Here is a 25,724-nt window from a genome sequence, read left to right as displayed (position 1 = left end):
GCCGCCTACCCTCGGTCGATGTCCTTCTCCGCCCACAGGCCCGGCCGTTTCGGCTCCGACGGCCGTCTCGAGTCCTCCGCCGCTGCGGAGGAGACCCCCGTGTACCTGAGCGACGTCCTCGCCGAGCAGGAGGGCGAGGAGACGCACACCGTGCCCATCCACCGGGACCGCGTCATCCCCGCCACCGAGACGGCGCCGCTCGACGAGCCGGCGCCGCCTGCGGCCCCTGTGGAGGAGCCTGCGACCGCACTCCCGGCGACCTCGCCGGTGGATGACGACGTCGTGCCATCGACCGCCGCCCGGCGCAGCGGCCGTGGCCCGCGCCGTCCGCGACTCCCTCTCGGTCGGCGGCTCGCCGTGCTGGGCGGCGCCGAGGCGGACGTGCTCGACGACGTTCCGGAGGAGACCGGGCGCTTCGTGCAGATGTTCTTCGTGCTGGCGGGCACCGCCCTGGTGTCCGCGCTGTCGATGGTCTTCGCCCTCGTCACCGGCGTGCGGATCTCGGTGTGGATCGCGGTGCCCCTCGCCCTCGTGTGGGCACTGCTCATCTTCAATCTCGACCGTTTCCTCACCTCTACCATGCGCTCCACGCGCAACGTCGCACGTCTGCTGGGACTGGCGCTTCCGCGCGTGATCATGGCCGCCCTGATCGGCATCGTGGTGGCGGAGCCGCTCGTACTGCAGGTCTTCAGCAACGACATCGCGCGCGAGGTGACCTCGACCAACGTCGTGCAGGCGCAGACCGATCAGAGCGCGGTCACGAGCGGCCCCGAGAAGCAGGCGCTCGATGCCGCGAGCGCCCAGCTCGGCGCGCTGCAGAACCAGGCCGCGACCGGCATCGTGGCCGGGACCTCGTCGACGTCGGCCGAAGTGGTCGCGGCGCAGCAGAGCGTCGACCAGCTCACGGCGCAGCTCGCCGCCCAGCAGAAGGTGATCGATCAGGCGCGGGCGCTGTACCAGTGCGAGCTCACCGGCCAGGGCGCCGGCACCGTGCCCGGCTGCACCGGTGTGCAGGGGAACGGCGCCAGCTCGTCGGCGGCGCAGGCCCAGCTCGCGCAGGCCCAGACCGCCTACGACGCCCTGTCGACGCAGCTGCAGCAGGCGCAGGCGGCGCTGACCGCCGCAGGGGCGTCGAGCACGGGCGCCGCGGCGGCATCCGCCGACCAGAACAAGAAGCTCGCGCAGGACCAGCTCCCCGCCGCCCAGGCGCAGTACGACGCCGCGCTCGCCGCCTACGACCAGCGCGTCGCGTCCGTCGCGTCCGGCAACGCGCAGGCGGTCGGTCTGCTCAGCCAGATCAGCGCACTGGAGCGGCTCTCGCAGCGCGAGCCGACCCTCGCATGGGCGCACTGGCTCATCGCCGCGCTGTTCTTCATGATCGAGCTGCTCCCGGTGCTGGTGAAGGTGCTCACGAGCTTCGGCGCACCGTCGCTGTACGAGAAGGCCGACGACCTCCGCCGGCAGGTCGCCCTCGACCGGGTGACCGCTCGGACGTTCCATCGTCGCGCCCAGGCCATCGCCGCCACTCCGGCGACCGTGCCGCGCACCTGACCGCGCGAGCGGCGCCCGGCGGCCCGCCGCATCAGCGCTGCGCCGCCTCCCACTCCTCGATGAGTCCGGGCAGCCGGGCGGCGATGAAGCGGAAGAACGACGCCATCTCGGTCGCGCGGGCGCGGGCCGCCTCGTCGTCGTGCTGCGCGTCGGCGATGAGGTCGAGGTGGGCGGCCATCCGCTCGTACACGGGGCTGTTGCTGGCGACGGAGCCGTAGAAGGTCTCGTGCACGAGCTCGTAACGGTCACGACGCTCGCCCGGACGCGACCGGCGACGGATGAAGCGGATCTGCTGCAGGTAGCGCACCGCGCCCGACACCGCGGCGGCGCTCACCCCGAGCCGGTCTGCCAGCTCCGCGGCGGTGTAGCCGTCGCCGGGGGCCGCGACGAGCGCCATCATGACGCGCGCCGGCATGCGCGGCATCCCCGCCTCGGCCATGACCGCTGCCGCGTCCTCCGCCGGAACGATCGCGCGATGGTCGTCCCGGGCGCTCATCCGGCGGGCGCCAGTTCACGACGGCGCATGAGGGCGAGGGATGCCGCGGCCCCGACGACGACCGCGAGCACGAGCCACCACAGCCCGTTCAGATCCACGCCGGCACCGGTCACGGTGGGAGCGTCGGCGATCGGCGCGAGGTGCACGAGCCAGTCGGGGAATCCGAACAGGGCGCCGAAGAGGCCGAGGATCATCCCGAGGGCGACGAGCGTCCAGCCGAGCGGGATCGTGAGCCGCGGCGCGACCACGAAGACCAGGGCGGTGACCACGAGGAACACGGATGCCGCGGCCACCTGCCCGCCGCCGGTCACGAGCACGTCGCCCAGCAGCGTCCAATCGGGTGCGGGGAGCGTCGCGAGTCCGGCCGTCGCGCCGACGACGGCACCGGCGATCACCAGGACGATGCCCGCGAAACCCACGGCGACGTAGCCGGCGAGCCACCGGACGCGATCGACCGCGGACGACAGGACGGGCTCGGCGGTGCCGTGCGCCTCCTCCTGCCGCGCGCGGCACACGACCTGCACGCCGCAGGCCGCGGCGAGGATCCCGAGCATCGTGAAGAAGATCACGATCGCGCCCTGCGCGAGCGAGCCGTCCTTCGTGAGCGCGTCGAGGATCGCCTGTACCGACGGCAGAGCCGACGCGGCCTGGCCGAGCACCGAGGCGAGCTTGGTCGCGATGACGCCGGTGAGCACGCCGCCGACGATCCACCCGACGATGCCCGGCCAGGTGAGGCGCCACACGAGGGCGAGCGGTGTCGCGAGCACGGGGCGTGCGTGCACGCGCCCCGGACGTTCGTCGACGAAGCCCGCACCCACGTCGCGCGTGGCCTGCAGCACGACCGCGACGCCCGCCAGCACCGCGGCCACCGCGGCGCACAGCACGATCGGCCACACCGCGTCGTCGGCGAACGGCCGCGTGTTCTCGCCCCAGCCGAACGGCGAGACCCACGTCAGCCACGAGCTCTCGATGCGCTGCAGGTCGGCGCTCGGGGTGCCGAGGGCGTTGCCGATGCCGCACAGCAGGTAGGTCACCAGCAGCACCCAGACCCCGAGCGCGTTGGCGCCGCGCGATGTCGAGAACGCCTGCGCGGCGACGAGTCCGACGCCCAGGAACACGAGACCGACCGCCGCGGCCCCGACGCCCGCGATCCACGATCCGGGACCGGGGAAGCCGCAGGCGACGAGGGCGAGCGCGGTGAGCACCGCGAGCACGGCGTTGGCCAGCACACCGTGGGCGATCGTGGCCAGAAGCGGCGTCGTGCGTCCGGCAGGGGTGCCGGCCACGAGCTCGGCGCGACCGGGCTCCTCCTCGCCGCGGGTGTGGCGCACCGCGAGGAACGAGCTCATGAACGCGGCCAGCATCGCCAGGAACGGGAAGATCAGGAACGCCACGAAGGCGCCCTCGTCGGGGCCGGAGGGCAGGCCGCGGAAGAGCAGGACGACCGGATTCGCCGCCGCGGTGGCCAGCAGCGCCATGCGGTCGGCGGCCGTTCCGAACGACTGATGCACGCCGACATACGTGAGGAGTGCGAGCAGCGCGGTGCCCACCGCCCACATCGGCACCTGCACGCGGTCGCGGCGGAGGCGCTGTGCCAGGAGCGCGCCGAAGCCGCTCATCGCGCGCTCGCACGCCGGGTCGCCGCCCGCGTCGTCGCCGCGCCGCCGGTCGCTGAGCCTGCCGCAGCGTCGTCCGCCCCGGCCGACACGTCATCGCCGTAGTGGCGCAGGAACAGCTCCTCGAGCGACGGCGGCGCGATCCGCAGTCCTGAGACGTTCCGCTCCCCGAGCGTCGGCAGCACTGCGGCGACCCGGTCGCTGTCGACGGTGAAACGGAGACGTCCGTCCTCGACGATCGCGTCGTGGGCGTCGGGGATGCCGAGGCTCGCGGCATCCGTGGATCCGGCCGCCTCGAACGACACCTCCGTGCGCGTGAGGTGGCGCAGGTCGTCGAGCGTGCCGGATTCGACGATGCGGCCGGCGCGGATGATCGAGACGCGGTCGCACAGCTGCTCCACCTCCGAGAGGATGTGGCTCGACAGCAGCACCGTCGCCCCCGCGTCGCGCACGCGCGCGACCTCGCGCCGGAACACGACCTCCATGAGGGGGTCGAGGCCACTCGTGGGCTCGTCGAGGATGTACAGCTCAGCGGGCACCGCGAACGCCGCGACGAGTGCCACCTTCTGGCGGTTGCCCTTCGAATAGGCGCGGCCCTTCTTGCGCGGATCGAGCTGGAACGCCTCGAGCAAACGCTCGCGCTCGGTCGCATAGGCCCGGTCGTTCCGCCGGGCGCCGCGCAGCCGCGCGAGCACGTCGATCGCCTCGCCGCCGGAGAGATTCGGCCAGAGGCTCACGTCGCCGGGCACCGCGGCGATGCGGCGATGGAGGGCGACCGCGTCGCGCCAGGGGTCGCCGCCGAAGACCGCGACCTCGCCCGACGAGCGGCGCGCGAGCCCGAGCAGGATGCGGATCGTCGTGGACTTGCCGGCGCCGTTGGGTCCGAGGAAGCCGTGCACGTCGCCGGGGGAGACCTCGAGGTCGAGGCCGTCGAGGGCGTGCGTGCGCCCGTAGCTCTTGCGCAGTCCGCGCGTGCGGATGACAGGGGTCGTGCTCATGAGCGGAACGATACGCCGATTTCACAAGAGTGTGAAGAAAGTAGCCGGGCGCGTGCCGAGCGCACCGTTTCCGGGGAACGCATCGTCGACTGTGTATACCGGAGAGGGGCAAAGATGCTCGGAGCGGTTCGAATCCGCGAATTATGTATACACTGAAAGTGATCATCGGAACGAGGAGGTGCAGGATGCGAGCGAGCGACCGCGCCTACGCCACCCTCCTCGACGAGATCCAGGGCGGGATGCTGGCCCCCGGCGCCGTGCTGGGCGAGGTCGAACAGTCCACCCGGCTCGGGGTGAGCCGGACGCCGTTGCGCGAAGCCCTCGCCCGCCTCGCCGCCGACGGGCTCGTCGTGCAGCAGTCGCCGCGTGTGACCGTCGTGTCGGAGGTCGACGCCACCGACATCCGCGAACTGTTCGCCGTGCGCCGTGCGCTCGAGGAGACCGCCGCGCGCCTCGCCGCCGAGCGTGCGGACGCCGCCGTCTTCCGTCCGCTCGCCGACGCGTTCGCCGCGGCTTCGCTCGACGACCCCGAGGCGACCGACGAGTACTACCGGCTCATCGGGCGCTTCGATACGGCGCTCGACGCCGCCGTCGCCAACGACTACCTCACCGCGGCGCTGCGCACCGTGCGCACCCACCTCGTGCGGGTGCGACGGCTCGCCCGGGACAACCCCCGGCGGCTCGCGGCATCCGTCGCGGAGCACCGGCTCATCGCGTCGGCGATCGCCGACGGCGACGGCGATCTCGCCGCGCACGCCACGCATGTGCACCTGCACAACGCGCTCACCAGCATCCTCGACTCCCTCGAGGCGCACAACCACGAACAAGGGGCAGCATGACCGTTCTCCACCACCTCCGCGTCCACCGCAGCGACGAGCACCTCGCCCGCGAGGGACAGCTCGCGTGGCGCATCGCCGAGATCGCCGCCGACCCCGTCGAAGTCGACGCCGACGTCGTCGAGATGATCGTCAACCGCATCATCGACAACGCCGCGGTGGCCGCGGCATCCCTCACCCGTCGTCCCGTGAGCGCTGCCCGCCAACAGGCACTCGACCACCCCGTGTCGATCAGCGGCCGGGGCGCCACGATCTTCGGCTGCGCGCTGGAGCGCCGCACGAGCCCCGAGTGGGCGGCGTGGGCCAACGGCGTCGCCGTGCGCGAGCTCGATTACCACGACACGTTCCTCGCGGCCGAGTACTCCCACCCGGGCGACAACATCCCGCCCATCCTCGCCGTCGCGCAGCACGTCGGCAGCGACGGCCGAGCGCTCGTGCGCGGGCTCGCGACCGGGTACGAGATCCAGATCGACCTCGTACGCGCGATCTCGCTGCACAAGCACAAGATCGACCACGTCGCCCACCTCGGCCCCTCGGCGGCGGCGGGCATCGGCACGCTCCTGGGCCTTCCCGCCGAGACGATCTACCAGGCCGTCGGCCAGGCCCTGCACACCACGACCGCCACGCGCCAGTCGCGCAAGGGCGAGATCTCCACGTGGAAAGCGCACGCCCCCGCGTTCGCCGGCAAGATGGCCGTCGAGGCGGTCGACCGCGCGATGCGCGGCGAGACGAGCCCGTCGCCCATCTACGAGGGCGAGGACGGCGTGATCGCCTGGCTGCTCGACGGCAAGGACGCCGCCTACGAGGTGCCGCTCCCCGCACCCGGCGAGGCGAAGCGCGGCATCCTCGACTCCTACACGAAGGAGCACTCCGCCGAGTACCAGGCGCAGGCCTGGATCGACCTGGCCCGGAAGCTCCACGGCGAGCGACCGGATGCCGCCGACCCGGCCAACGTCGAGTCGATCGTGCTGCACACGAGCCACCACACCCACTACGTCATCGGCTCGGGCGCGAACGACCCGCAGAAGTACGACCCCGCGGCCTCCCGCGAGACCCTCGACCACTCGATCCCCTACATCTTCGCCGTAGCGCTGCAGGACGGCGGATGGCACCACGTCGACTCCTACGCGCCGGAGCGCGCGGGCCGCGCCGACACCGTGGAGCTGTGGCACAAGATCACCACGGCCGAAGACGAGGAGTGGACGCGCCGCTACCACTCGGAGGACCCCGACGAGAAGGCCTTCGGCGGCCGCGTCGTGATCCGTTTCACCGACGGCACCGAGCTGATCGACGAGATCGCCGTCGCCGACGCGCACCCCCTCGGCGCGCGGCCGTTCGCCCGCGAGGACTACGTCCGCAAGTTCCGCACGCTGGCCGAGCCCGTGCTCGAGCCGGCCGAGATCGAGCGGTTCCTCGAGCTCGTGCAGCGGCTGCCCGAGCTCACGGCCGAGGAGGTCGCCGAGCTCACCATCGTGGCCAAGTCCGGCGTGCTGGCCGGCGCCCCCGCCCCGAAGGGCTTGTTCTGATGCTGTACGCGACAACTCCGGCGCACGAGAAGCGGCGGCTCCTGCGGGAGCGGCTCGCCACCGGCGAGCTGCTGCGGTTCCCCGGCGCGTTCAACCCGCTGTCGGCACGGCTCATCGAGCGCACGGGCTTCGAGGGCGTGTACATCTCCGGCGCCGTGCTGTCGGCCGACCTCGGTCTGCCCGACATCGGGCTCACGACGCTCACGGAGGTCGCCGCGCGCGGGCAGCAGATCGCGCGCATGACGGAGCTGCCGGCGATCATCGACGCCGACACGGGCTTCGGCGAGCCGATGAACGTCGCACGCACGATCCAGACGCTCGAGGACGCGGGGCTCGCCGGCACGCACATCGAGGATCAGGTCAATCCGAAGCGCTGCGGCCACCTCGACGGCAAGGCCGTCGTCGACGAGGACACCGCCCTCAAGCGCATCCGCGCCGCCGTCGACGCGCGGCGCGATCCGGACTTCCTCATCATGGCGCGCACCGACATCGCCGCGGTCGACGGACTGCAGGCCGCGATAGACCGTGCGAAGGCGCTCGTCGACGCCGGCGCCGACGCGATCTTCCCCGAGGCCATGCGCTCGCTCGAGGAGTTCGCCGCCGTCCGGGCCGCCGTGGACGTGCCGATCCTCGCCAACATGACCGAGTTCGGCAAGTCGGAGCTGTTCTCGTCGCAGCAGCTCGCCGATGTCGGCATCAACATCGTGATCTGGCCCGTGTCGCTCCTGCGCATGGCGATGGGCGCCGCAGGTCGGGCTCTGGACACCCTCGCCACCGAGGGGCACCTCACCGGCAGACTGGACGAGATGCAGCATCGGGCCGACCTCTACGACCTGATCGACTACGAGTCCTACAACCACTTCGACACCAGCGTCTTCAACTTCCAGATCCAGCGCTGATCCCGGCACCCCGCCCTCATCGCCTCACCCGCACGGCTCCACCACCTCGAAGGAGAGAAATGACCGACATCGAGATCAAGAAGGGGCTGGCGGGCGTCACGGTCGACTACACCGCCGTCTCCAAGGTCAACCCCGACACGAACTCGCTGCTGTACCGCGGCTACCCGGTGCAGGAGCTGGCGGCGACGCAGTCGTTCGAGGCGGTCGCCTACCTGCTGTGGCACGGGGAGCTTCCGGATGCCGCGCAGCTGGCGGAGTTCCGGAGTACCGAGCGGCAGAACCGAGCCCTCCAGCCGGACGTGAAGGCCGCCATCGACCTCCTGCCGACGAGCGCCCATCCGATGGACGAGGTGCGCACCGCCGTCAGCGTCATCGGGGCGCGCGAGACGGCGGGGATCCTCAACGTGCTCGACGCGGTCGGCACTCCGGAGGAGAACCTCGAGCGCAGCATCCGCCTCTTCGGCGAACTGCCGGCCATCGTCGCGTACGGCCAGCGCCGTCGCCGGGGCCTGGAACCCGTCGAGGCGCGCGACGACCTCGACTACGCCGCGAACTTCCTCTGGCTCACCTTCGGCGAGGAGGCCGACCCGGTCGTCGTGGACGCCTTCAACCGCTCGATGATCCTGTACGCGGAGCACTCGTTCAACGCGTCGACCTTCACCGCGCGCGTGATCACCTCGACCCTGAGCGACATCTACTCGGCGGTCGTCGGCGCGATCGGCGCGCTCAAGGGCCCGCTGCACGGCGGCGCGAACGAGGCGGTGCTGCACATCTTCGACGAGATCGGCGAGGCCTCGAACGTGGTGCCGTGGCTCGACAGGGCGCTCGCGGAGAAGCGCAAGATCATGGGCTTCGGCCACCGCGTCTACAAGCGAGGCGACTCCCGCGTGCCCACCATGAAGGGCGCCCTCGACACCCTGGTCGCCCACTACGACCGCCCCGATGTGGCCGCCCTCTACGACACGCTCGAGGCGGAGTTCGTCAATCGCAAGGGCATCTACCCGAACCTCGACTACCCCTCGGGGCCCGCCTACAACCTGATCGGGTTCGACACCCTCACCTTCACGCCGCTCTTCGTCGCCTCGCGGATCACCGGATGGACCGCGCACATCATCGAGCAGCAGGCATCCAACGCCCTGATCCGCCCGCTGTCGGCCTACAACGGCGTCGACGAGCGGCACATCGACGGGTACGTCCCGGACACGGCGGCGATCACGGTCGCCGAGCGCGCCGAGGAAGCGGCGGGCTGAGTCGTGGTCCGCAGCGCGGTCCTGGTCGACGTCGTCCGCACGCCGTCCGGGCGCGGCAAGCCCGGGGGCGCCCTGTCGGGCGTGCACCCCGTCGACCTCGCGGCGGGCGTGCTCACCGCGGTGCTCGAGCGCAACGGCCTGGAGTCGACGCAGATCGACGATGTCCTCCTCGGCTGTGTGAGCCAGGTGGGCGATCAGGGCCTCAACATCGCCCGCCAGGCGGCGCTGGCCGCGGGCTTCGATCAGAGCGTGCCCGGTGCGACGATCGACCGGCAGTGCGGCTCGAGCCAGCAGGCTGCGCACTTCGCGGCGCAGGGCGTGATCGCCGGCGCCTACGACATCGTGATCGCGGGCGGCGTCGAGTCGATGAGCCGTGTGCCGCTGGGCGCCTCGACGGCGGTGGCCGGCAGCCCGATGTCTCCGGGGATCCGTGCCCGCTATCCGGAAGGGCTCGTCAACCAGGGCGTCTCGGCCGAGCTCATCGCGCAGCGCTGGGGCTTCGACCGCGAGGAGCTCGACCGGTATTCGGCGGAGTCCCACCGGAGGGCGGCGGATGCCGCGGCATCCGGATTCTTCGATTCGCAGCTGCTGCCGGTTCCCACCGACGCGGGCACCGTCGTCGCGGACGAGACGATCCGCGCCGCCACCACCGTGGAGGGGCTCGCGGGATTGAACCCGTCGTTCCGCACCGACGCGCTCGCCGACCGGTTCCCCGAACTGGACTGGCGGATCACGCCCGGCAACTCGTCGCCGCTGACCGACGGCGCGTCGGCCGCGCTCATCATGAGCGAGGAGAAGGCCGCCGAGCTCGGACTCACGCCCCGCGCCCGCTTCCACGCGTTCTCCGTCGTCGGCGACGACCCGCTCCTCATGCTCACCGGACCGATCCCCGCGACCCGCCGCATCCTCGAGCGCAGCGGACTGTCGATCGACGACATCGACGCCTACGAGGTGAACGAGGCCTTCGCGCCCGTGCCGCTCGCGTGGGCCGCCGAGGTCGGCGCCGATCCGGCGAGGCTCAATCCGCGCGGCGGCGCGATCGCCCTCGGCCACGCACTCGGCTCGTCGGGCACGCGCCTGCTGGGCACGCTGCTCGCGCACCTCGAGGCGACCGGCGGCCGCTACGGCCTGCAGACGATGTGCGAGGGCGGCGGAATGGCCAACGCCACGATCATCGAGAGGCTCTGACGCGGCGAGCCAGGGGCCGTTGACCGTCGACGAGAACGTTCTCGACGAAGTGTCGACATCGGATGCCTCCGCTCGACGCCCCGGGTAGAGGGTGGCGACCGGCCACCCCGACCGGAAGGATCGACCCATGAAGTTCGTCATGTTCGTCGTCAGCGACGCCCAGCCCGACAGCCCGACCGATGACTCCGACGTCGACCTGTGGGTCGACCCGCTCGATGCGGCCGGAAAGCGGCTGATCGGCGACGTGCTCGAGCCCGTGTCGAAGTCGACCGTGGTGAAGGTCCGCGGCGGCAAGGTGCTCACCACGCGCGGGCCGTTCGCCGAGACGAGCGAGGTGATCCTCGGCTTCGACGTGCTCGAGGTCGCCGACCTCGACGAGGCGATCGAGATCGCGTCGCGGCATCCGATGGCCCGGAACGGCCAGATCGAGCTGCGCGCGTTCATGGACTGGGACGCGCAGGAGTAGCGCGCCGCCATTCGGCAGTCGCCGTGGGGATCCCGGGTGGGATTCCCACGACGACGGTCGAACCGTGTGCGCCGTAGACGAGTTCGCGGGGGTTCCTCGCAATTAGAAGGTCTTCCTAGTATTCTCATCACTGTGCCCACGAAGCCACAGGAGGAGTACGCAGGATGACCGATCTGATGATGTCCGTCGATGCAGAGGAACGTGCCGCGATGGTCGAGGCGGTGCGCGACTTCGCGCAGACCGAGCTCGCCCCGCACGCGCTCGAATGGGACGAGACGCACCACTTCCCTCGTGACGTGATCCAGCGCGCGGGCGACCTCGGGCTCGGCGGTCTCTACGTGCGCGAAGACGTCGGCGGGTCGGGCCTGTCCCGTGCCGACGCGGTCGCCCTCGTCGAGGAGCTCGCCAAGGGCGACCCCGCCATCGCCGCGTTCGTCACGATCCACAACATGGTCGCGTGGATGATCGACACCTACGGCGCCGAGGCCCAGCGTCAGGAGTGGCTGCCGCGCCTGACCGCCATGACCGACTTCGGCAGCTACTGCCTCACCGAGCCGGGCGCCGGCTCCGACGCCGCGGCGATCGCGACGAGCGCCATCCGAGACGGCGACGAGTTCGTCGTCACGGGCGTGAAGCAGTTCATCTCCGGCGGAGGCGAGGCATCCGTGTACGTCGTCATGGCTCGCACCGGCGAGCCGGGCGCACGGGGGATCACCGCGTTCCTCGTCCCGGGCGACGCCCCCGGCCTCAGCTTCGGCGCCGCCGAGAAGAAGATGGGCTGGAACGCCCAGCCGACCCGCCAGGTCATCCTCGACGAGGTGCGCGTGCCGGCGGCTGCCGTGCTCGGCGAGCTCGGCGGCGGCTTCAAGATCGCGATGTCGGCCCTCAACGGCGGCCGAATCAACATCGCCGCCTGCTCGCTGGGCGGCGCGCAGTGGGCGCTCGACCGCGCCACCCGCTACGTGCACGAGCGGTTCACGTTCGGCGAGCCGCTGTCGGAGCGCCAGAGCGTCGTGTTCACCCTCGCGGACATGGCCACCGAGCTCCAGGCCGCGCGCGCCCTCGTGCGCGACGCCGCCCTCGCGATCGATTCGAAGAGCCCCGACGTCGCGATGCAGTGCGCGATGGCGAAGCGCTTCGCGACGGATGCCGGGTTCCGCGTCGCCAACGACGCCCTGCAGCTGCACGGCGGCTACGGCTACCTGCACGAGTACGGCATCGAGAAGGTCGTGCGCGACCTGCGCGTGCACCAGATCCTCGAGGGCACCAACGAGATCATGCGCGTCATCATCGGACGCGAGCTCCTCGCGCCCGGACGCTGACCACCGGGCACGCACCCGGGAACGAGGGGGACGCGTGGGTGTCCTGCAGCTGCGCGCACCCCGTCCCCGTCGCTCTCAGCCCCGACTGCTAGACAGGAATCGGCGCCCGCGCCGGCGCCCGCCGCTTCGTCGAAGGAGACAGCATGGCCACGATCGCGTTCCTCGGGCTCGGGCACATGGGCCTGCCCATGGCCCTCAACCTCTCGCGTGCCGGGCACGAGGTGCTCGGCTTCGATGTCGTGCCGGCGGCGACGGATGCTGCGCGCGCCGCGGGGCTGACCGTCACCGCCTCGTCGGTCGAGGCCGCGGAGCGCGCCGACGTCGTTCTCACGATGTTCCCGAGCGGCCGCCACGTGATCGACGCCTACCGTGGGGTCGACGGTCGGACGGGGCTGATCGAGACGGCCGCGCCCGGAAGCCTCTTCATCGACTGCTCGACGATCGCGGTGGACGAGTCGCAGGAGGCGCACCGACTCGGCGAGGCGGCCGGGCACCGCTGCCTCGACGCCCCCGTGTCGGGCGGCGTCGTGGGTGCCGAGAACGCCACGCTCGCCTTCATGGTCGGCGGGTCCGAGCCGGACTTCGCCGCTGCGCTGCCGCTGCTGGAGGCGATGGGGCGTCGCATCGTGCACTGCGGCGAGGCGGGCCTCGGTCAGGCGGCGAAGGTCTGCAACAACATGATCCTCGGCATCTCGCAGATCGCTGTCGCCGAGGCTTTCGTGCTCGGCGAACGACTGGGGCTCAGCCACCAGGCGCTGTTCGACGTGGCCTCGAACGCGTCCGGCCAGTGCTGGGCGCTCACCACCAACTGCCCCGTGCCCGGTCCGGTGCCCACCAGTCCCGCCAACCGCGACTACCAGCCGGGATTCGCCGGCGCCCTGATGGACAAGGACCTCGGGCTGGCCGAGCAGGCGCTCACCCTGACCGGAGTAGACGCGCGCATGGGACTGCTCGCGCGGCGGATCTACCACGAATACGCCGCCGGGCCGGGCGCCGCCCAGGACTTCTCCGGCATCATCGGAACGGTCCGCGCGCAGAGCCGGCCGCAGGAGGGAACGAACGCATGACCGACTACGAGACCATCCTCGTCGAGACCCGCGGACGCGTCGGGTGGATCACGCTCAACCGTCCGGAGGCGCTGAACGCGCTCGACAGTCGCGTGATGCGCGACGTGGTCGAGGCATCCGTCCTCTTCGATGCCGACCCGCAGATCGGCGCGATCGTCGTGACCGGCTCGGAGCGCGCCTTCGCCGCGGGCGCCGACATCAAGGAGATGGAGGGCAAGACGGGTCTCGACATGGTGCTGGACGACCACTTCGGCGCGTGGGCGCGGTTCGCCGCGGTGCGCACCCCGGTGATCGCGGCCGTCTCGGGCTACGCCCTGGGCGGCGGGTGCGAGCTGGCGATGATGTGCGACATCATCCTCGCCGCCGACACCGCGAAGTTCGGCCAGCCCGAGATCACCCTCGCCGTGATCCCCGGAATGGGCGGCACGCAGCGGCTCATCCGCGCCGTCGGCTACTACAAGGCCGCCGAGCTCGTGCTGACGGGCCGGATGATGGATGCCTCGGAGGCCGAGCGCTCCGGACTCGTCTCACGCGTCGTGCCCGCGGCCGACCTGCTCGCCGAGGCGGAGAAGACGGCGCAGGCGATCGCGTCGAAGTCGCTCCCGTCTCTGTACGCGGCGAAGGCGGCGCTGGATGCGGCGATGGAGACGACGCTCGCCGAGGGACTCAGGTTCGAGAGTCAGGCGTTCGCGGCGCTGTTCTCCACGCACGACCAGAAGGAGGGGATGGCCGCGTTCCGCGAGAAGCGGACGCCCGACTTCACCCACCGGTGAGGGTTCGGCGCTCAGAGCGGTTCGGGCTGCGGCTTCGGGTCGGCGAAGTCACCGGAGTTGCGCCGCAGCCGGGCGATGATCGACACCAGGTCCTCCGTGTCGCCCTCGTCGAGTCCCGGCTCGCGGAACACCTCGGTGTTCAGCGCCGCGGTGGCCCGGTCCACCAGCTCGCGGCCGTCGTCGGTGAGCACGAGCATCGCCGCGCGACCGTCCTCAGGGTGCGGCTCGCGCACGACCAGCCCATCGCGCACGAGCCGCTCGACGGTGTTCGTGACGCTGGTCGGATGCACCTGGAGGCGGGCGATGGCGCTGGCCATCGGCATCCGTCCCTCCCGCGTGAACGCGAGCAGCCGCAGCATCTCGTAGCGCGCGAACGACAGCGCGAACGGCTTCAGCGTGCGCTCGACGCGCGCGAGCATCAGCTGCTGGGCGCGGATGATCGAGGTGACCGCGGTCATGCCGACGGCGGCATCCGTCCATCCGTGCGCGAGCCACTGACGCTTCGCCTCGGCGATCGGGTCGATGGGCAGGCGTCGCGGTGCGGCCATGGGAGCTCCTTCCGGAGAGCGGATGCTGCGCTCCACGCTACCCAGATCGACTGCGTGGACGTCGGTGCACGTCGGCGCCATAGACTCGAAGAGGCGAAGGAGCATCAGTGAAGATCATCGTTCTGGTCAAAGAGGTTCCCGATACCTACGGGGATCGGAAGCTCAGTCTGGAGACGGGCCTTGCGGATCGCGCGGCGAGCGAGTCGGTGCTCGACGAGATCGGCGAGCGCTCGATCGAGGTCGCGTTGAGCCATGCCGACAAGAACCCCGGCACCGAGGTGGTCGTGGTGTCGATGGCGCCCGAGGGCGCCGCCGCCACGGTGCGCAAGGGGCTGGCGATGGGTGCCGGCGCTGCGCTGCAGGTCGTCGATGAGGCCCTCCTCGGTGCGGATCTGGTGCTGACGGCCGAGGTGCTCGCCGCCGCGGTGAAGCGCGCCGGCTTCGATCTGGTGGTCGCGGGCAATCAGTCCACCGACGGTTCGGGCGGCGTGGTGCCGGCGATGATGGCCGAGCTGCTCGACGTGCCCGCTGCCCTCAACCTCACGACGATCGAGATCGCGGAGGGTTCGGTGTCCGGCACCCGCGCGACGGATGCGGGAGTCGTCGAGGTGACGGCGGCCTTCCCCGCGGTCGTCTCGATCACCGAGGCGATGCCCGACGCGCGCTTCCCTAACTTCAAGGGCATCATGGCGGCGAAGAAGAAGCCGTTCGAGACGGTGTCGCTGGCCGATCTGGGCGTGGACGCGGAGGATGCCTCCGCGGCGCGCTCGATCGTGATCGGGTTGAGCGAGAAGCCGCCGCGCGAGGCCGGCGTCAAGATCGTCGACGAGGGCGATGCGGGCGAGAAGCTCGCCGAGTACCTCATCCAGAACCGGCTCGTGTGAGGAGCGTGAGATGACCTTTCCTTCGGACTCGATCCTGGTGCTGCTCGACGTGACGCCCTCCGACGGGCTCGCCAAGTCGTCGGCCGGACTGCTCGGTGCGGCCTCGGCGGTGGGCACCCCGGTCGCCCTGATCGTGGGCGACGCGGCACTCGCCGCCGACGCCGGCGCGCTGGGCGCGGCATCCGTCCTCGTCGCCTCCGGCGACCGCGTCGACGCGGTCGCCGCCGCCGCGGCACTCGTGCAGCCCGACGCGATCCTGGTGTCGCATTCGATCGAGGGGCGCGAGGCCGCCGCCCGGTACGCGGCACGCTCCCGCTCGGCCCTCTCGGTCGACGCCGTGGCGGTCGCACGTGACGAAGAGGGCGTGGTCGCGCAGCATTCCGTCTACGGCGGCGCCTACAACGTCCAATCCGCCACGACGTTCGGCGCTCCGGTGATCACCGTGCGGCAGGGAGCGGTGGATGCTCGGGCCGCGGCGGTGACCGATCCCGCCGTCGAGACGCTCGAGGTGGCCGCGTCGGGCCGCCAGGCGGCGACGTTCGGCGCCCTCCAGGAGGCCGTCGTCTCCTCGACCCGCCCCGAGCTGCGCGGGGCCGCGAAGGTGGTCTCGGGCGGGCGCGGTCTGGGGTCGGAGGAGAAGTTCGCGCTCGTCGACGAACTGGCCGACGCGCTCGGCGCGGCCGTCGGAGCATCGCGTGCCGCGGTGGACGCGGGCTACGTGAAGCAGACCGCGCAGGTGGGCCAGACGGGCGTGTCGGTATCGCCGCAGCTGTATGTGGCGCTGGGCATCTCGGGCGCCATCCAGCACAAGGCGGGCATGCAGACCGCGAAGACGATCGTCGCGATCAACAAGGACGCCGACGCGCCGATCTTCGAGATCGCCGACTACGGGGTCGTCGGCGACCTGTTCACCGTCGTGCCCCAGCTGATCGCCGCGCTCCAGGCGAAGAAGGCGTAGGACGGCAGGGGTGGCGACTTTCGGTACGACGCTGCGGCAGGGCCTGCCGCGGGTGCCCGGCGGGGCCGCCTGGCCGCCCGCCGGCGCGGCGCCGGCTCCTGCGGTCGCGGATCCAGCCCTCGAGGTCACTGCAGCCCCTGTGGTCGTTGAGCCGGCCCCCGTGGTCGCCGTGGCGCCCCCCGCGGTCGATGAGCCTGTCGACGCGTCGTCCCCGGCTCCCGCGTCCGCTGCGTCTGCCTCCGCGCTCGGTGAGCCGACTTTCGCGGTCGCTGAGCCTGCGGACGCGTCGTCCCCGGCGCTGTCCGCCGCGGGCCGCCCGCTCCGCCGGGGTCTGCCACGGGTCGCCGGCGGCGAGCCCTGGCCCCCGGCATCCGCCACCGCTCCGGTGTCGCAGCACGCCGCAGCCGCACCGTCTGCACCGTCTGCACCGCGTGTCGAGACCCCTGAACCGGTTGCCGAGGCCGCTGCGGTGTCGCAACACGCGGCGCCCGTCGCCGCCGCACCGCGTGTCGCGGCCACCGAATCCGGAACCACACCGCTGCGCCGCGGACTCCCGCGCGTCACCGGAGGAGAGCCGTGGCCGCCGGCCGGCTTCGCCCCGGCTCCCACCGCGACCCCCGTCCAGGACGTGGTCGCCGCGCCCGAACCGCCGCCGCTCGCGTCGCCCGCACCGCCGGTCGCGTCGCCAATCCCGGTCACGGAGCCCGTCGAGGCGTCGTCGTCCACCACGGAGCTCGTCCCTTCGGCGCCCGCTGCCGCCGTCGTCCCCTCCGGCCCGCGCGCACCGCTTCCTTTCCGTCAGACCGTCTTCCCCGGTGCGGCTGCGCGCACGCGCCCGGAGCCGCGTCCTGAGCCGACCCGGTACGGCCCCTTCACGCGCGCGCAGTGGGCGGGCGCGACGGTCGTCGGCGGTCTCGGGCTGCTGTTCGCGGCCGGGATGGCCGTGCTCGCGGTGCGCTGGTTCCTCTCGCTCCCTGCCCTGCAGGACTTCCTCACCACCTACCCCGGCGAGTACCACCTGCCCGAGGGCGCACCCGTCGGTCTGCCCGGCTGGCTCGGGTGGCAGCATTTCTTCAACGTCTTCCTGATGGTGCTGATCATCCGGTCGGGGCTCCGCGTGCGCTCCGAGAAGCGCCCGGCCGTGTTCTGGACGCCGCGCACGAATCCCAAGGGCAAGATCAGCCTCACCCTGTGGTTCCACCAGGCACTGGACCTCCTGTGGCTCGTGAACGGCGTGGTGTTCATCGTGCTGCTGTTCGTCACCGGCCAGTGGATGCGGGTGATCCCCACATCATGGGAGGTCTTCCCCAACGCGCTCAGCGCCGTGCTGCAGTACATCTCGCTCGACTGGCCCACCGAGAACGGCTGGGTCAACTACAACTCCGTGCAGCAGTTGGCGTACTTCGCGACGATCTTCCTCGCCGCACCGCTCGCCGCGATCACCGGAGTGCGCATGAGTGGGGTGTGGCCGAAGAACGCAAAGACCCTCAACCGGATCTACCCGGTGGAGTGGGCGCGAGCCGTGCACTTCCCCGTGATGCTCTACTTCGTCGCGTTCATCGCCGTGCACGTGTTCCTCGTCTTCGCGACCGGGGCGCTGCGCAACCTCAACCACATGTACGCCGCGCAGGGGTCCACCGATCCGAACGCCTACGCCGACAACTGGCTCGGCTTCTGGCTCTTCGTCGCGTCGATGATCGTCATCGCCGCCGCCTGGGTGGCGGCCCGCCCGCTCGTCCTCGCGCCGATCGCGCGCCTGTTCGGCACCGTCTCGAGCCGCTGACGGCCGCGAGTCGACGTACGCGTCTCAATCTCGGGTGGACGACCCGGCGGATGCCTCGCCCGCCGCGAAGCCCTCGGCCCACGCCTCGTCGGCGCCGAGGCGGAACATGTCGCGGTCGCCGGGGCGCACGATCGAGCGCGCGCCGGGCAGATCCAGCCCGCCGACGAGGTCGGCGCGCCCACGGACCACGGCGACCGGGCGTCGGGCAGCCTTCCCCTTGACCAGGTCGGTGGCGGACGCGAGCTCGTCGGCGACGCACGGCATCGTCACGACCAGCGGCCGACCCTCGGCATCCGTCTGCCCGCGGAGGTCCTCGAAGACCCGCACGCCACCGGCGCCGATGGCCGCGTCGGTCTGGCCTTCGCGCCATGCGCGCCCGAGCGTGTCCGAGACGATCACGCCGACCTCCACGCCCAGGCGTGCGCGCAGGCCCGCCGCCAGTGCTCGGGCGGAGGCGTCGGGATCGACCGGCAGCAGCAGCACCGTGCCGTCGGGGGTGTTGGAGGCATCCACGCCCGCCGCCGCGGCCACGATGCCCAGGCGGCTCTCGACGATGCGGGTCGTGTGACCGGACTCGGAGGTGCGGGATGCCACGACCCGCACGGTCTCGGCGGTGATGGCGTCCTCGCGGTCGTCGGCGCGGATGATGCGACCCTCCGCCTTCGACACGATCTTCGACGTCACCACGAGGATGTCGCCGTCTTCGAGGGCGGGCGACACCGCGGCATCCGCGATCACCGTGACGAGGTCGGTTCCCGGCGTGATCTCGCCGATGCCGTCCAGGGCCCAGATCTGCAGCACGTCAGCGGACGAACCGCACCTCGGTCAGCGTCTCACCGAGGAAGGGCTCGGTGTGCGAGGCGCCGTCGAGTGCGAATCCGTTGCGCTGATAGAAGCGGTGCGCGCGGGGATTGTCCTCGGCGACCCACAGGTAGAGGGACTCGCCCTCCGTGACGGCCGCGTCGAACAGGCGCTGCCCGATGCCGCTGCCGTGCCACGCGTCGAGCAGATAGATGAAGTACAGCTCCCGGAAGGCGGGTGCGTCCTTGTCGCGCGCGGGACCGGAGCCGACGAAGCCCACGATCTCACCGTCGACGAGCGCGGCGCTCATCCGGAAATCGGGACCCTGAGAGGCCCAGTGCGTCCAGAGCTCGGCCATCCGGCGCGGTGACACCTTCTCCAGCGCGGCCTTGCTGATGAGGTGGTCGTAGGTCTCGTGCCAGCACGTGGCGTGGACGCGGCCGAGAGCCTCGGCATCCACGTCTCGCACCGGACGGACGACGATGTCAGTTCGCGGTTCGGCTCCCATGGCCAGACTCTACGCGGGCCTCCGCGCCGGGAGAAATCGCCGCGAGGCGGGGCGGCGGAGGGGCCGGGGTGCTGCGCGGCCACTGTCGGTGATCGACAAAGGAATGCCGTGGTCGAGGGCCGGTGGCTACCATCGCTCCTCGTGAACGTGATCTGGCGCACTCTTCTGGTCATCTGGCACGCGAAGGTCATGCGCCGGCGTCGAAGCCCCGTCGACGCGGCTTCTGTGGGGCGCGTGCGGCTCACGACGCTGCCGACGGATCTCGACCTGCTCGGGCACATGAACAATGGCCGTTACGCGTCGCTGTTCGACCTCGGCCGCTTCGACCTGTTGATCCGCACCGGCTTCTGGGAACTGTTCGCCGAACGTCGGTGGTACGCGGTGGTGGCGAGCGAGACGATCACCTTCCGCAAGTCGCTCGAACTGTGGCAGCGCTTCACCGTGGAGTCGCGCCTGCTCTCGCACGACGACAAGTCGGTGTACATGATGCACCGGGCGGTCGTGAAGGGAGAGGTGTACGCCGAGATGATCGTGCGCGCGCGCTTCCTCCGCAAGGCCGGCGGCATCGTGCCGCTCGAGGAGCTGTTCGAGGCGCTCGGGCGCCGCGACACCCTGCCTCCGCTGCAGCCGTGGGTGAAGGAGTGGGCGGCCGCGTCGGCCCTCCCGTCGACGCGGCTGCCGGCCCCCAGCACCTGGGAATGACGGGGCCGAACGCGACACGCCCGGGGTGCGCGCTCGATTTGCCGAGTCGCCGCAACGTGCGTAAGTTATATCGAGTTCGCCCCACAGGGATGCGGGAGGCCGAGAGCCTCACCCCCTCAAGCGGCGGACACAACCCCTCGAAGACGTAGATCCGATCTGTCGTCTCGAACCGCTTCCGTGAAGGATGCGGTGGGGAAGGAAACTGCCCCACGGGCGAAGCCGAGAGGCCCAGCATGTGGGTGCGTCCGTTCCTTGAGAACTCAACAGCGTGCACTTGTCAAATGCCAATTTGATTTACCCCGTCCGATCTTCGGGTCGGTTGGGATTTCTTTGAGAAATTGGAATGTCAGTATTGATGTTCTGTTTGTCAGATCAAGCTCGTCGTTTCTGGTCTTTTTCCGACCGGGGGTGGCAAACATTTTTTATGGAGAGTTTGATCCTGGCTCAGGATGAACGCTGGCGGCGTGCTTAACACATGCAAGTCGAACGATGAAGCCTAGCTTGCTGGGTGGATTAGTGGCGAACGGGTGAGTAACACGTGAGCAACCTGCCCCTCACTCTGGGATAAGCGCTGGAAACGGCGTCTAATACTGGATACGAAACGCAACCGCATGGTTAGTGTTTGGAAAGATTTTTTGGTGGGGGATGGGCTCGCGGCCTATCAGCTTGTTGGTGAGGTAATGGCTCACCAAGGCGTCGACGGGTAGCCGGCCTGAGAGGGTGACCGGCCACACTGGGACTGAGACACGGCCCAGACTCCTACGGGAGGCAGCAGTGGGGAATATTGCACAATGGGCGGAAGCCTGATGCAGCAACGCCGCGTGAGGGATGACGGCCTTCGGGTTGTAAACCTCTTTTAGCAAGGAAGAAGCGAAAGTGACGGTACTTGCAGAAAAAGCGCCGGCTAACTACGTGCCAGCAGCCGCGGTAATACGTAGGGCGCAAGCGTTATCCGGAATTATTGGGCGTAAAGAGCTCGTAGGCGGTTTGTCGCGTCTGCTGTGAAAACCGGAGGCTCAACCTCCGGCCTGCAGTGGGTACGGGCAGACTAGAGTGCGGTAGGGGAGATTGGAATTCCTGGTGTAGCGGTGGAATGCGCAGATATCAGGAGGAACACCGATGGCGAAGGCAGATCTCTGGGCCGTAACTGACGCTGAGGAGCGAAAGGGTGGGGAGCAAACAGGCTTAGATACCCTGGTAGTCCACCCCGTAAACGTTGGGAACTAGTTGTGGGGGCCATTCCACGGTCTCCGTGACGCAGCTAACGCATTAAGTTCCCCGCCTGGGGAGTACGGCCGCAAGGCTAAAACTCAAAGGAATTGACGGGGACCCGCACAAGCGGCGGAGCATGCGGATTAATTCGATGCAACGCGAAGAACCTTACCAAGGCTTGACATACACCAGAACGGGCCAGAAATGGTCAACTCTTTGGACACTGGTGAACAGGTGGTGCATGGTTGTCGTCAGCTCGTGTCGTGAGATGTTGGGTTAAGTCCCGCAACGAGCGCAACCCTCGTTCTATGTTGCCAGCACGTAATGGTGGGAACTCATGGGATACTGCCGGGGTCAACTCGGAGGAAGGTGGGGATGACGTCAAATCATCATGCCCCTTATGTCTTGGGCTTCACGCATGCTACAATGGCCGGTACAAAGGGCTGCAATACCGTGAGGTGGAGCGAATCCCAAAAAGCCGGTCCCAGTTCGGATTGAGGTCTGCAACTCGACCTCATGAAGTCGGAGTCGCTAGTAATCGCAGATCAGCAACGCTGCGGTGAATACGTTCCCGGGTCTTGTACACACCGCCCGTCAAGTCATGAAAGTCGGTAACACCTGAAGCCGGTGGCCTAACCCTTGTGGAGGGAGCCGTCGAAGGTGGGATCGGTAATTAGGACTAAGTCGTAACAAGGTAGCCGTACCGGAAGGTGCGGCTGGATCACCTCCTTTCTAAGGAGCATCTGGCATCCGGGCCTTTCGGGGTGTGGGTGTCCAGGCGCCGGATCGAGATCGAATGTGTCTTGCCGGTAGCTCATGGGTGGAACATTTGACATGGCATCAGCGCGACTGATCCTCACTAGTACGTGCCGTCTTCGGATGGTTCGGGAACGTGGGGGTGGGTGAGCGGGGTGTCTGCACGCTGTTGGGTCCTGAGGGACCGGGCATGGCCACGTCTTCGGGTGTGGTCGTTTCCAGATCCTCTTGGGCCTGCTTTCTGCTGCCGGCATGGTGGTGGGGGTGGGTTCCGCCCGTACTTTGAGAACTACACAGTGGACGCGAGCATCTTTGAGCCGACTCTTCGGGGTCGGTTCTCATTGATGATCTTAAAGATCATTAGTCAATTTCGATTGACGATTCGAACTCATGTGATTTCAAGTCTTTAAGAGCAAACGGTGGATGCCTTGGCATCTGGAGCCGAAGAAGGACGTAGCAATCTGCGATAAGCCTCGGGGAACTGATAAGCAAGTTTTGATCCGAGGGTGTCCGAATGGGGAAACCCCGCCAGGGCGCGTGCGTGCCTGGTGACTCCCGCCTGAATATATAGGGCGGGTAGAGGGAACGCGGGGAAGTGAAACATCTCAGTACCCGCAGGAAGAGAAAGCAACAGCGATTCCGTGAGTAGTGGCGAGCGAAACCGGAACAGGCTAAACCGAGCGTGTGTGATACCCGGCAGGGGTTGCACGTTCGGGGTTGTGGGACTTTTCTGATCATCCTGCCGGATGGTCGACGTGATGCGTGCGTATAGGCGAACCGTTTTGAAGGGCGGGCCAGAGTGGGTGCCAGCCCCGTAGCCGAAATGTGTGACGCAGCGTGAAGAGTATCCCAAGTAGCACGGGGCCCGAGAAATCCCGTGTGAATCTGTCAGGACCACCTGATAAGCCTAAATACTCCCAGATGACCGATAGCGGACAAGTACCGTGAGGGAAAGGTGAAAAGTACCCCGGGAGGGGAGTGAAATAGTACCTGAAACCGTTTGCTTACAAACCGTTGGAGCACCCCTGGTAGGTGTGACAGCGTGCCTTTTGAAGAATGAGCCTGCGAGTTAGCGATATGTGGCGAGGTTAACCCGTGTGGGGTAGCCGTAGCGAAAGCGAGTCTGAATAGGGCGATTCAGTCGCATGTCCTAGACCCGAAGCGAAGTGATCTATCCATGGCCAGGCTGAAGCGACGGTAAGACGTCGTGGAGGGCCGAACCCACTTAGGTTGAAAACTGAGGGGATGAGCTGTGGATAGGGGTGAAAGGCCAATCAAACTTCGTGATAGCTGGTTCTCTCCGAAATGCATTTAGGTGCAGCGTTGCGTGTTTCTTGCCGGAGGTAGAGCTACTGGATGGCCGATGGGCCCTACAAGGTTACTGACGTCAGCCAAACTCCGAATGCCGGTAAGTGAGAGCGCAGCAGTGAGACTGTGGGGGATAAGCTTCATAGTCGAGAGGGAAACAACCCAGACCACCAACTAAGGTCCCTAAGCGCGTGCTAAGTGGGAAAGGATGTGGAGTTGCTTAGACAACCAGGAGGTTGGCTTAGAAGCAGCCACCCTTGAAAGAGTGCGTAATAGCTCACTGGTCAAGTGATTCCGCGCCGACAATGTAACGGGGCTCAAGCACGCCACCGAAGTTGTGGCATTGACATTATTGGTAGGCCTTCGTGGTCCAGCCGTGTTGATGGGTAGGAGAGCGTCGTGTGGCGAGTGAAGCGGCGGGGTGACCCAGCCGTGGACGCCACACGAGTGAGAATGCAGGCATGAGTAGCGAAAGACGTGTGAGAAACACGTCCTCCGAAAGACCAAGGGTTCCAGGGTCAAGCTAATCTTCCCTGGGTAAGTCGGGACCTAAGGCGAGGCCGACAGGCGTAGTCGATGGACAACGGGTTGATATTCCCGTACCGGCGAAGAACCGCCCCAGCTAATCCAGTAGTGCTAAGTGTCTGAATCCCTCTGATCGATCCCTTCGGGGTGAGACGTTGGGCCTAGCGCACGACCCCATTCTGGTGCGGTTAGCGTATTAACAGGTGTGACGCAGGAAGGTAGCCCAGCCCGGCGATGGTTGTCCGGGTGCAAGTGCGTAGGCCGACTCTTAGGCAAATCCGGGAGTCATCAAGGCTGAGACACGATGCGGATGAAAAGTGGGTGATCCTATGCTGCCAAGAAAAGCATCGACGCGAGGTTCTAGCCGCCCGTACCCCAAACCGACTCAGGTGGTCAGGTAGAGAATACCAAGGAGATCGAGAGAATCGTGGTTAAGGAACTCGGCAAAATGCCCCCGTAACTTCGGGAGAAGGGGGGCCATCCACTTATACGGACTTGCTCCGAAAAGGGTGTGGTGGCCGCAGAGACTAGTGGGTAGCGACTGTTTACTAAAAACACAGGTCCGTGCCAAGTCGCAAGACGATGTATACGGACTGACGCCTGCCCGGTGCTGGAAGGTTAAGAGGACCGGTTAGCCGCAAGGCGAAGCTGAGAATTTAAGCCCCAGTAAACGGCGGTGGTAACTATAACCATCCTAAGGTAGCGAAATTCCTTGTCGGGTAAGTTCCGACCTGCACGAATGGCGTAACGACTTCCCAACTGTCTCAACCGCGAACTCGGCGAAATTGCATTACGAGTAAAGATGCTCGTTACGCGCAGCAGGACGGAAAGACCCCGTGACCTTTACTACAGCTTGGTATTGGTGTTCGGTGTGGCTTGTGTAGGATAGGTGGGAGACTATGAAACCATGACGCCAGTTATGGTGGAGTCATTGTTGAAATACCACTCTGGTCACTCTGGATATCTAACTTCGAACCGTAATCCGGTTCAGGGACAGTGCCTGGTGGGTAGTTTAACTGGGGCGGTTGCCTCCCAAAAAGTAACGGAGGCGCCCAAAGGTTCCCTCAACCTGGTTGGCAATCAGGTGGCGAGTGTAAGTGCACAAGGGAGCTTGACTGTGAGACTGACAGGTCGAGCAGGGACGAAAGTCGGGACTAGTGATCCGGCAGTGGCTTGTGGAAGCGCTGTCGCTCAACGGATAAAAGGTACCTCGGGGATAACAGGCTGATCTTGCCCAAGAGTCCATATCGACGGCATGGTTTGGCACCTCGATGTCGGCTCGTCGCATCCTGGGGCTGGAGTAGGTCCCAAGGGTTGGGCTGTTCGCCCATTAAAGCGGTACGCGAGCTGGGTTTAGAACGTCGTGAGACAGTTCGGTCCCTATCCGCTGCGCGCGTAGGAAGTTTGAGAGGATCTGACCCTAGTACGAGAGGACCGGGTTGGACGAACCTCTGGTGTGCCAGTTGTACTGCCAAGTGCACCGCTGGTTAGCTACGTTCGGGATGGATAACCGCTGAAAGCATCTAAGCGGGAAGCCGGCCTCAAGATGAGACTTCCATACCATTTATGGTGAGAGGCTCCCAGCCAGACTACTGGGTTGATAGGCCGGATGTGGAAGCGTAGTAATACGTGAAGCTGACCGGTACTAATAAGCCGATGACTTGATAACACACCGAATCTTTGGTGCACGCGTCCACTGAGTGGTTCTCGATGTACGGTCGAGAACAACACAACAAAACACTGTTTTGCTG

At 68.0% G+C, this 25,724-nt stretch carries 20 protein-coding genes and 2 rRNA genes; 16 read left to right on the top strand and 6 right to left on the bottom strand.

Annotated elements, in window-relative coordinates; all coding sequences use genetic code 11:
- The first annotated feature begins 18 nt into the window (after nt 1-18).
- Nucleotides 19-1,551, top strand: coding sequence for a DUF4407 domain-containing protein (locus tag ACSJDX_RS04755; RefSeq protein ID WP_438354425.1), 1,533 nt, complete (start codon nt 19-21; stop codon nt 1,549-1,551).
- Between the two features lie 31 nt (nt 1,552-1,582).
- Here the strand turns inward: ACSJDX_RS04755 and ACSJDX_RS04750 are convergent, their stop codons facing one another.
- The 3 genes from ACSJDX_RS04750 to ACSJDX_RS04740 are packed head-to-tail and all read right to left on the bottom strand — an operon-like array spanning nt 1,583 to nt 4,661.
- Complete coding sequence (locus tag ACSJDX_RS04750) at nt 1,583-2,047, bottom strand: GbsR/MarR family transcriptional regulator (protein ID WP_438354424.1); 465 nt, start codon at nt 2,045-2,047, stop codon at nt 1,583-1,585.
- Nucleotides 2,044-3,666 (bottom strand): ABC transporter permease, encoded by a 1,623-nt coding sequence (locus ACSJDX_RS04745; protein ID WP_438354423.1) that lies wholly within the window; start codon nt 3,664-3,666, stop codon nt 2,044-2,046. Before ACSJDX_RS04745 ends, ACSJDX_RS04750 begins: the two co-directional genes overlap by 4 nt.
- The gene (locus tag ACSJDX_RS04740; protein WP_438354422.1) at nt 3,663-4,661 is read right to left on the bottom strand and encodes an ATP-binding cassette domain-containing protein; all 999 of its coding nucleotides are present in this window, start codon (nt 4,659-4,661) and stop codon (nt 3,663-3,665) included. The genes ACSJDX_RS04745 and ACSJDX_RS04740 overlap by 4 nt, the downstream gene beginning before the upstream one ends.
- Nucleotides 4,662-4,846: 185 nt before the next feature.
- On the opposite strand from ACSJDX_RS04740, the gene ACSJDX_RS04735 reads away from it, so the two are divergent.
- The 9 genes from ACSJDX_RS04735 to ACSJDX_RS04695 all read left to right on the top strand — a co-directional run bounded on the left by ACSJDX_RS04735 (nt 4,847) and on the right by ACSJDX_RS04695 (nt 13,988).
- Nucleotides 4,847-5,500, top strand: a complete 654-nt coding sequence (locus ACSJDX_RS04735; protein ID WP_438354421.1) for a GntR family transcriptional regulator — start codon at nt 4,847-4,849, stop codon at nt 5,498-5,500.
- Entirely contained in the window at nt 5,497-7,023 is a 1,527-nt protein-coding gene (locus ACSJDX_RS04730) for an MmgE/PrpD family protein (RefSeq protein WP_438354420.1), read from the top strand. The genes ACSJDX_RS04735 and ACSJDX_RS04730 overlap by 4 nt, the downstream gene beginning before the upstream one ends.
- A complete protein-coding gene (gene prpB / locus ACSJDX_RS04725; RefSeq protein ID WP_438354419.1) occupies nt 7,023-7,922 on the top strand; it encodes a methylisocitrate lyase in 900 nt (299 codons plus the stop codon). Before ACSJDX_RS04730 ends, prpB begins: the two co-directional genes overlap by 1 nt.
- Before the next feature lie 59 nt (nt 7,923-7,981).
- Nucleotides 7,982-9,172 carry a bifunctional 2-methylcitrate synthase/citrate synthase gene (locus ACSJDX_RS04720; protein WP_438354418.1) on the top strand — a complete coding sequence of 397 codons (1,191 nt, stop codon included), beginning with the start codon at nt 7,982-7,984 and terminating at the stop codon, nt 9,170-9,172.
- A gap of 3 nt (nt 9,173-9,175) precedes the next feature.
- Nucleotides 9,176-10,360: a thiolase family protein gene (locus ACSJDX_RS04715; protein ID WP_438354417.1), complete on the top strand. Its 1,185-nt coding sequence runs from the start codon at nt 9,176-9,178 to the stop codon at nt 10,358-10,360.
- 127 nt (nt 10,361-10,487) lie between these two features.
- Nucleotides 10,488-10,826, top strand: coding sequence for a YciI family protein (locus ACSJDX_RS04710; RefSeq protein WP_438354416.1), 339 nt, complete (start codon nt 10,488-10,490; stop codon nt 10,824-10,826).
- A gap of 164 nt (nt 10,827-10,990) precedes the next feature.
- Nucleotides 10,991-12,148, top strand: a complete 1,158-nt coding sequence (locus ACSJDX_RS04705; RefSeq protein ID WP_438354415.1) for an acyl-CoA dehydrogenase family protein — start codon at nt 10,991-10,993, stop codon at nt 12,146-12,148.
- A 143-nt stretch (nt 12,149-12,291) separates the two neighbouring features.
- Nucleotides 12,292-13,215, top strand: coding sequence for a 3-hydroxyisobutyrate dehydrogenase (gene mmsB, locus ACSJDX_RS04700; RefSeq protein WP_438354414.1), 924 nt, complete (start codon nt 12,292-12,294; stop codon nt 13,213-13,215).
- Nucleotides 13,212-13,988, top strand: a complete 777-nt coding sequence (locus tag ACSJDX_RS04695; RefSeq protein ID WP_438354413.1) for an enoyl-CoA hydratase — start codon at nt 13,212-13,214, stop codon at nt 13,986-13,988. Before mmsB ends, ACSJDX_RS04695 begins: the two co-directional genes overlap by 4 nt.
- Before the next feature lie 11 nt (nt 13,989-13,999).
- On the opposite strand, the gene ACSJDX_RS04690 is transcribed toward ACSJDX_RS04695, so the two are convergent.
- Nucleotides 14,000-14,536, bottom strand: coding sequence for a MarR family winged helix-turn-helix transcriptional regulator (locus ACSJDX_RS04690; protein WP_438354412.1), 537 nt, complete (start codon nt 14,534-14,536; stop codon nt 14,000-14,002).
- 107 nt (nt 14,537-14,643) lie between these two features.
- Here ACSJDX_RS04690 and ACSJDX_RS04685 point away from each other — a divergent pair, with 107 nt between their 5' ends.
- From ACSJDX_RS04685 to ACSJDX_RS04675, 3 genes are all read left to right on the top strand, one after another.
- Nucleotides 14,644-15,420 (top strand): electron transfer flavoprotein subunit beta/FixA family protein, encoded by a 777-nt coding sequence (locus ACSJDX_RS04685; protein WP_438354411.1) that lies wholly within the window; start codon nt 14,644-14,646, stop codon nt 15,418-15,420.
- Nucleotides 15,421-15,430: 10 nt separating this feature from the next.
- Nucleotides 15,431-16,378, top strand: coding sequence for an electron transfer flavoprotein subunit alpha/FixB family protein (locus tag ACSJDX_RS04680; RefSeq protein ID WP_438354410.1), 948 nt, complete (start codon nt 15,431-15,433; stop codon nt 16,376-16,378).
- Nucleotides 16,379-16,847: 469 nt separating this feature from the next.
- A complete protein-coding gene (locus ACSJDX_RS04675; protein ID WP_438354409.1) occupies nt 16,848-18,161 on the top strand; it encodes a cytochrome b/b6 domain-containing protein in 1,314 nt (437 codons plus the stop codon).
- A 24-nt stretch (nt 18,162-18,185) separates the two neighbouring features.
- Here the strand turns inward: ACSJDX_RS04675 and cofE are convergent, their stop codons facing one another.
- Together cofE and ACSJDX_RS04665 are read right to left on the bottom strand one after the other, a co-directional pair.
- Complete coding sequence (gene cofE, locus ACSJDX_RS04670) at nt 18,186-18,962, bottom strand: coenzyme F420-0:L-glutamate ligase (protein WP_438354408.1); 777 nt, start codon at nt 18,960-18,962, stop codon at nt 18,186-18,188.
- Between the two features lies 1 nt (nt 18,963).
- Nucleotides 18,964-19,470 (bottom strand): N-acetyltransferase family protein, encoded by a 507-nt coding sequence (locus ACSJDX_RS04665; protein ID WP_438354407.1) that lies wholly within the window; start codon nt 19,468-19,470, stop codon nt 18,964-18,966.
- 141 nt (nt 19,471-19,611) lie between these two features.
- Here ACSJDX_RS04665 and ACSJDX_RS04660 point away from each other — a divergent pair, with 141 nt between their 5' ends.
- The 3 genes from ACSJDX_RS04660 (at nt 19,612) to ACSJDX_RS04650 (ending at nt 25,642) form a co-directional block, all read left to right on the top strand.
- The gene (locus tag ACSJDX_RS04660; RefSeq protein ID WP_438354406.1) at nt 19,612-20,172 is read left to right on the top strand and encodes an acyl-CoA thioesterase; all 561 of its coding nucleotides are present in this window, start codon (nt 19,612-19,614) and stop codon (nt 20,170-20,172) included.
- A gap of 421 nt (nt 20,173-20,593) precedes the next feature.
- A 16S ribosomal RNA gene (locus ACSJDX_RS04655) occupies nt 20,594-22,116 on the top strand.
- 420 nt (nt 22,117-22,536) lie between these two features.
- Nucleotides 22,537-25,642, top strand: a 23S ribosomal RNA gene (locus tag ACSJDX_RS04650).
- The 16S and 23S rRNA genes sit together here, the layout of an rRNA operon.
- Nucleotides 25,643-25,724 lie beyond the last annotated feature (82 nt).

It is taken from the genome of Microbacterium fluminis (genome assembly GCF_051549805.1).
In the GTDB taxonomy this organism is placed as follows: domain Bacteria; phylum Actinomycetota; class Actinomycetes; order Actinomycetales; family Microbacteriaceae; genus Microbacterium.
The sequence above is the reverse complement of the archived record's forward strand: the minus strand, read 5'-3'. Positions and strand labels throughout refer to the sequence as shown.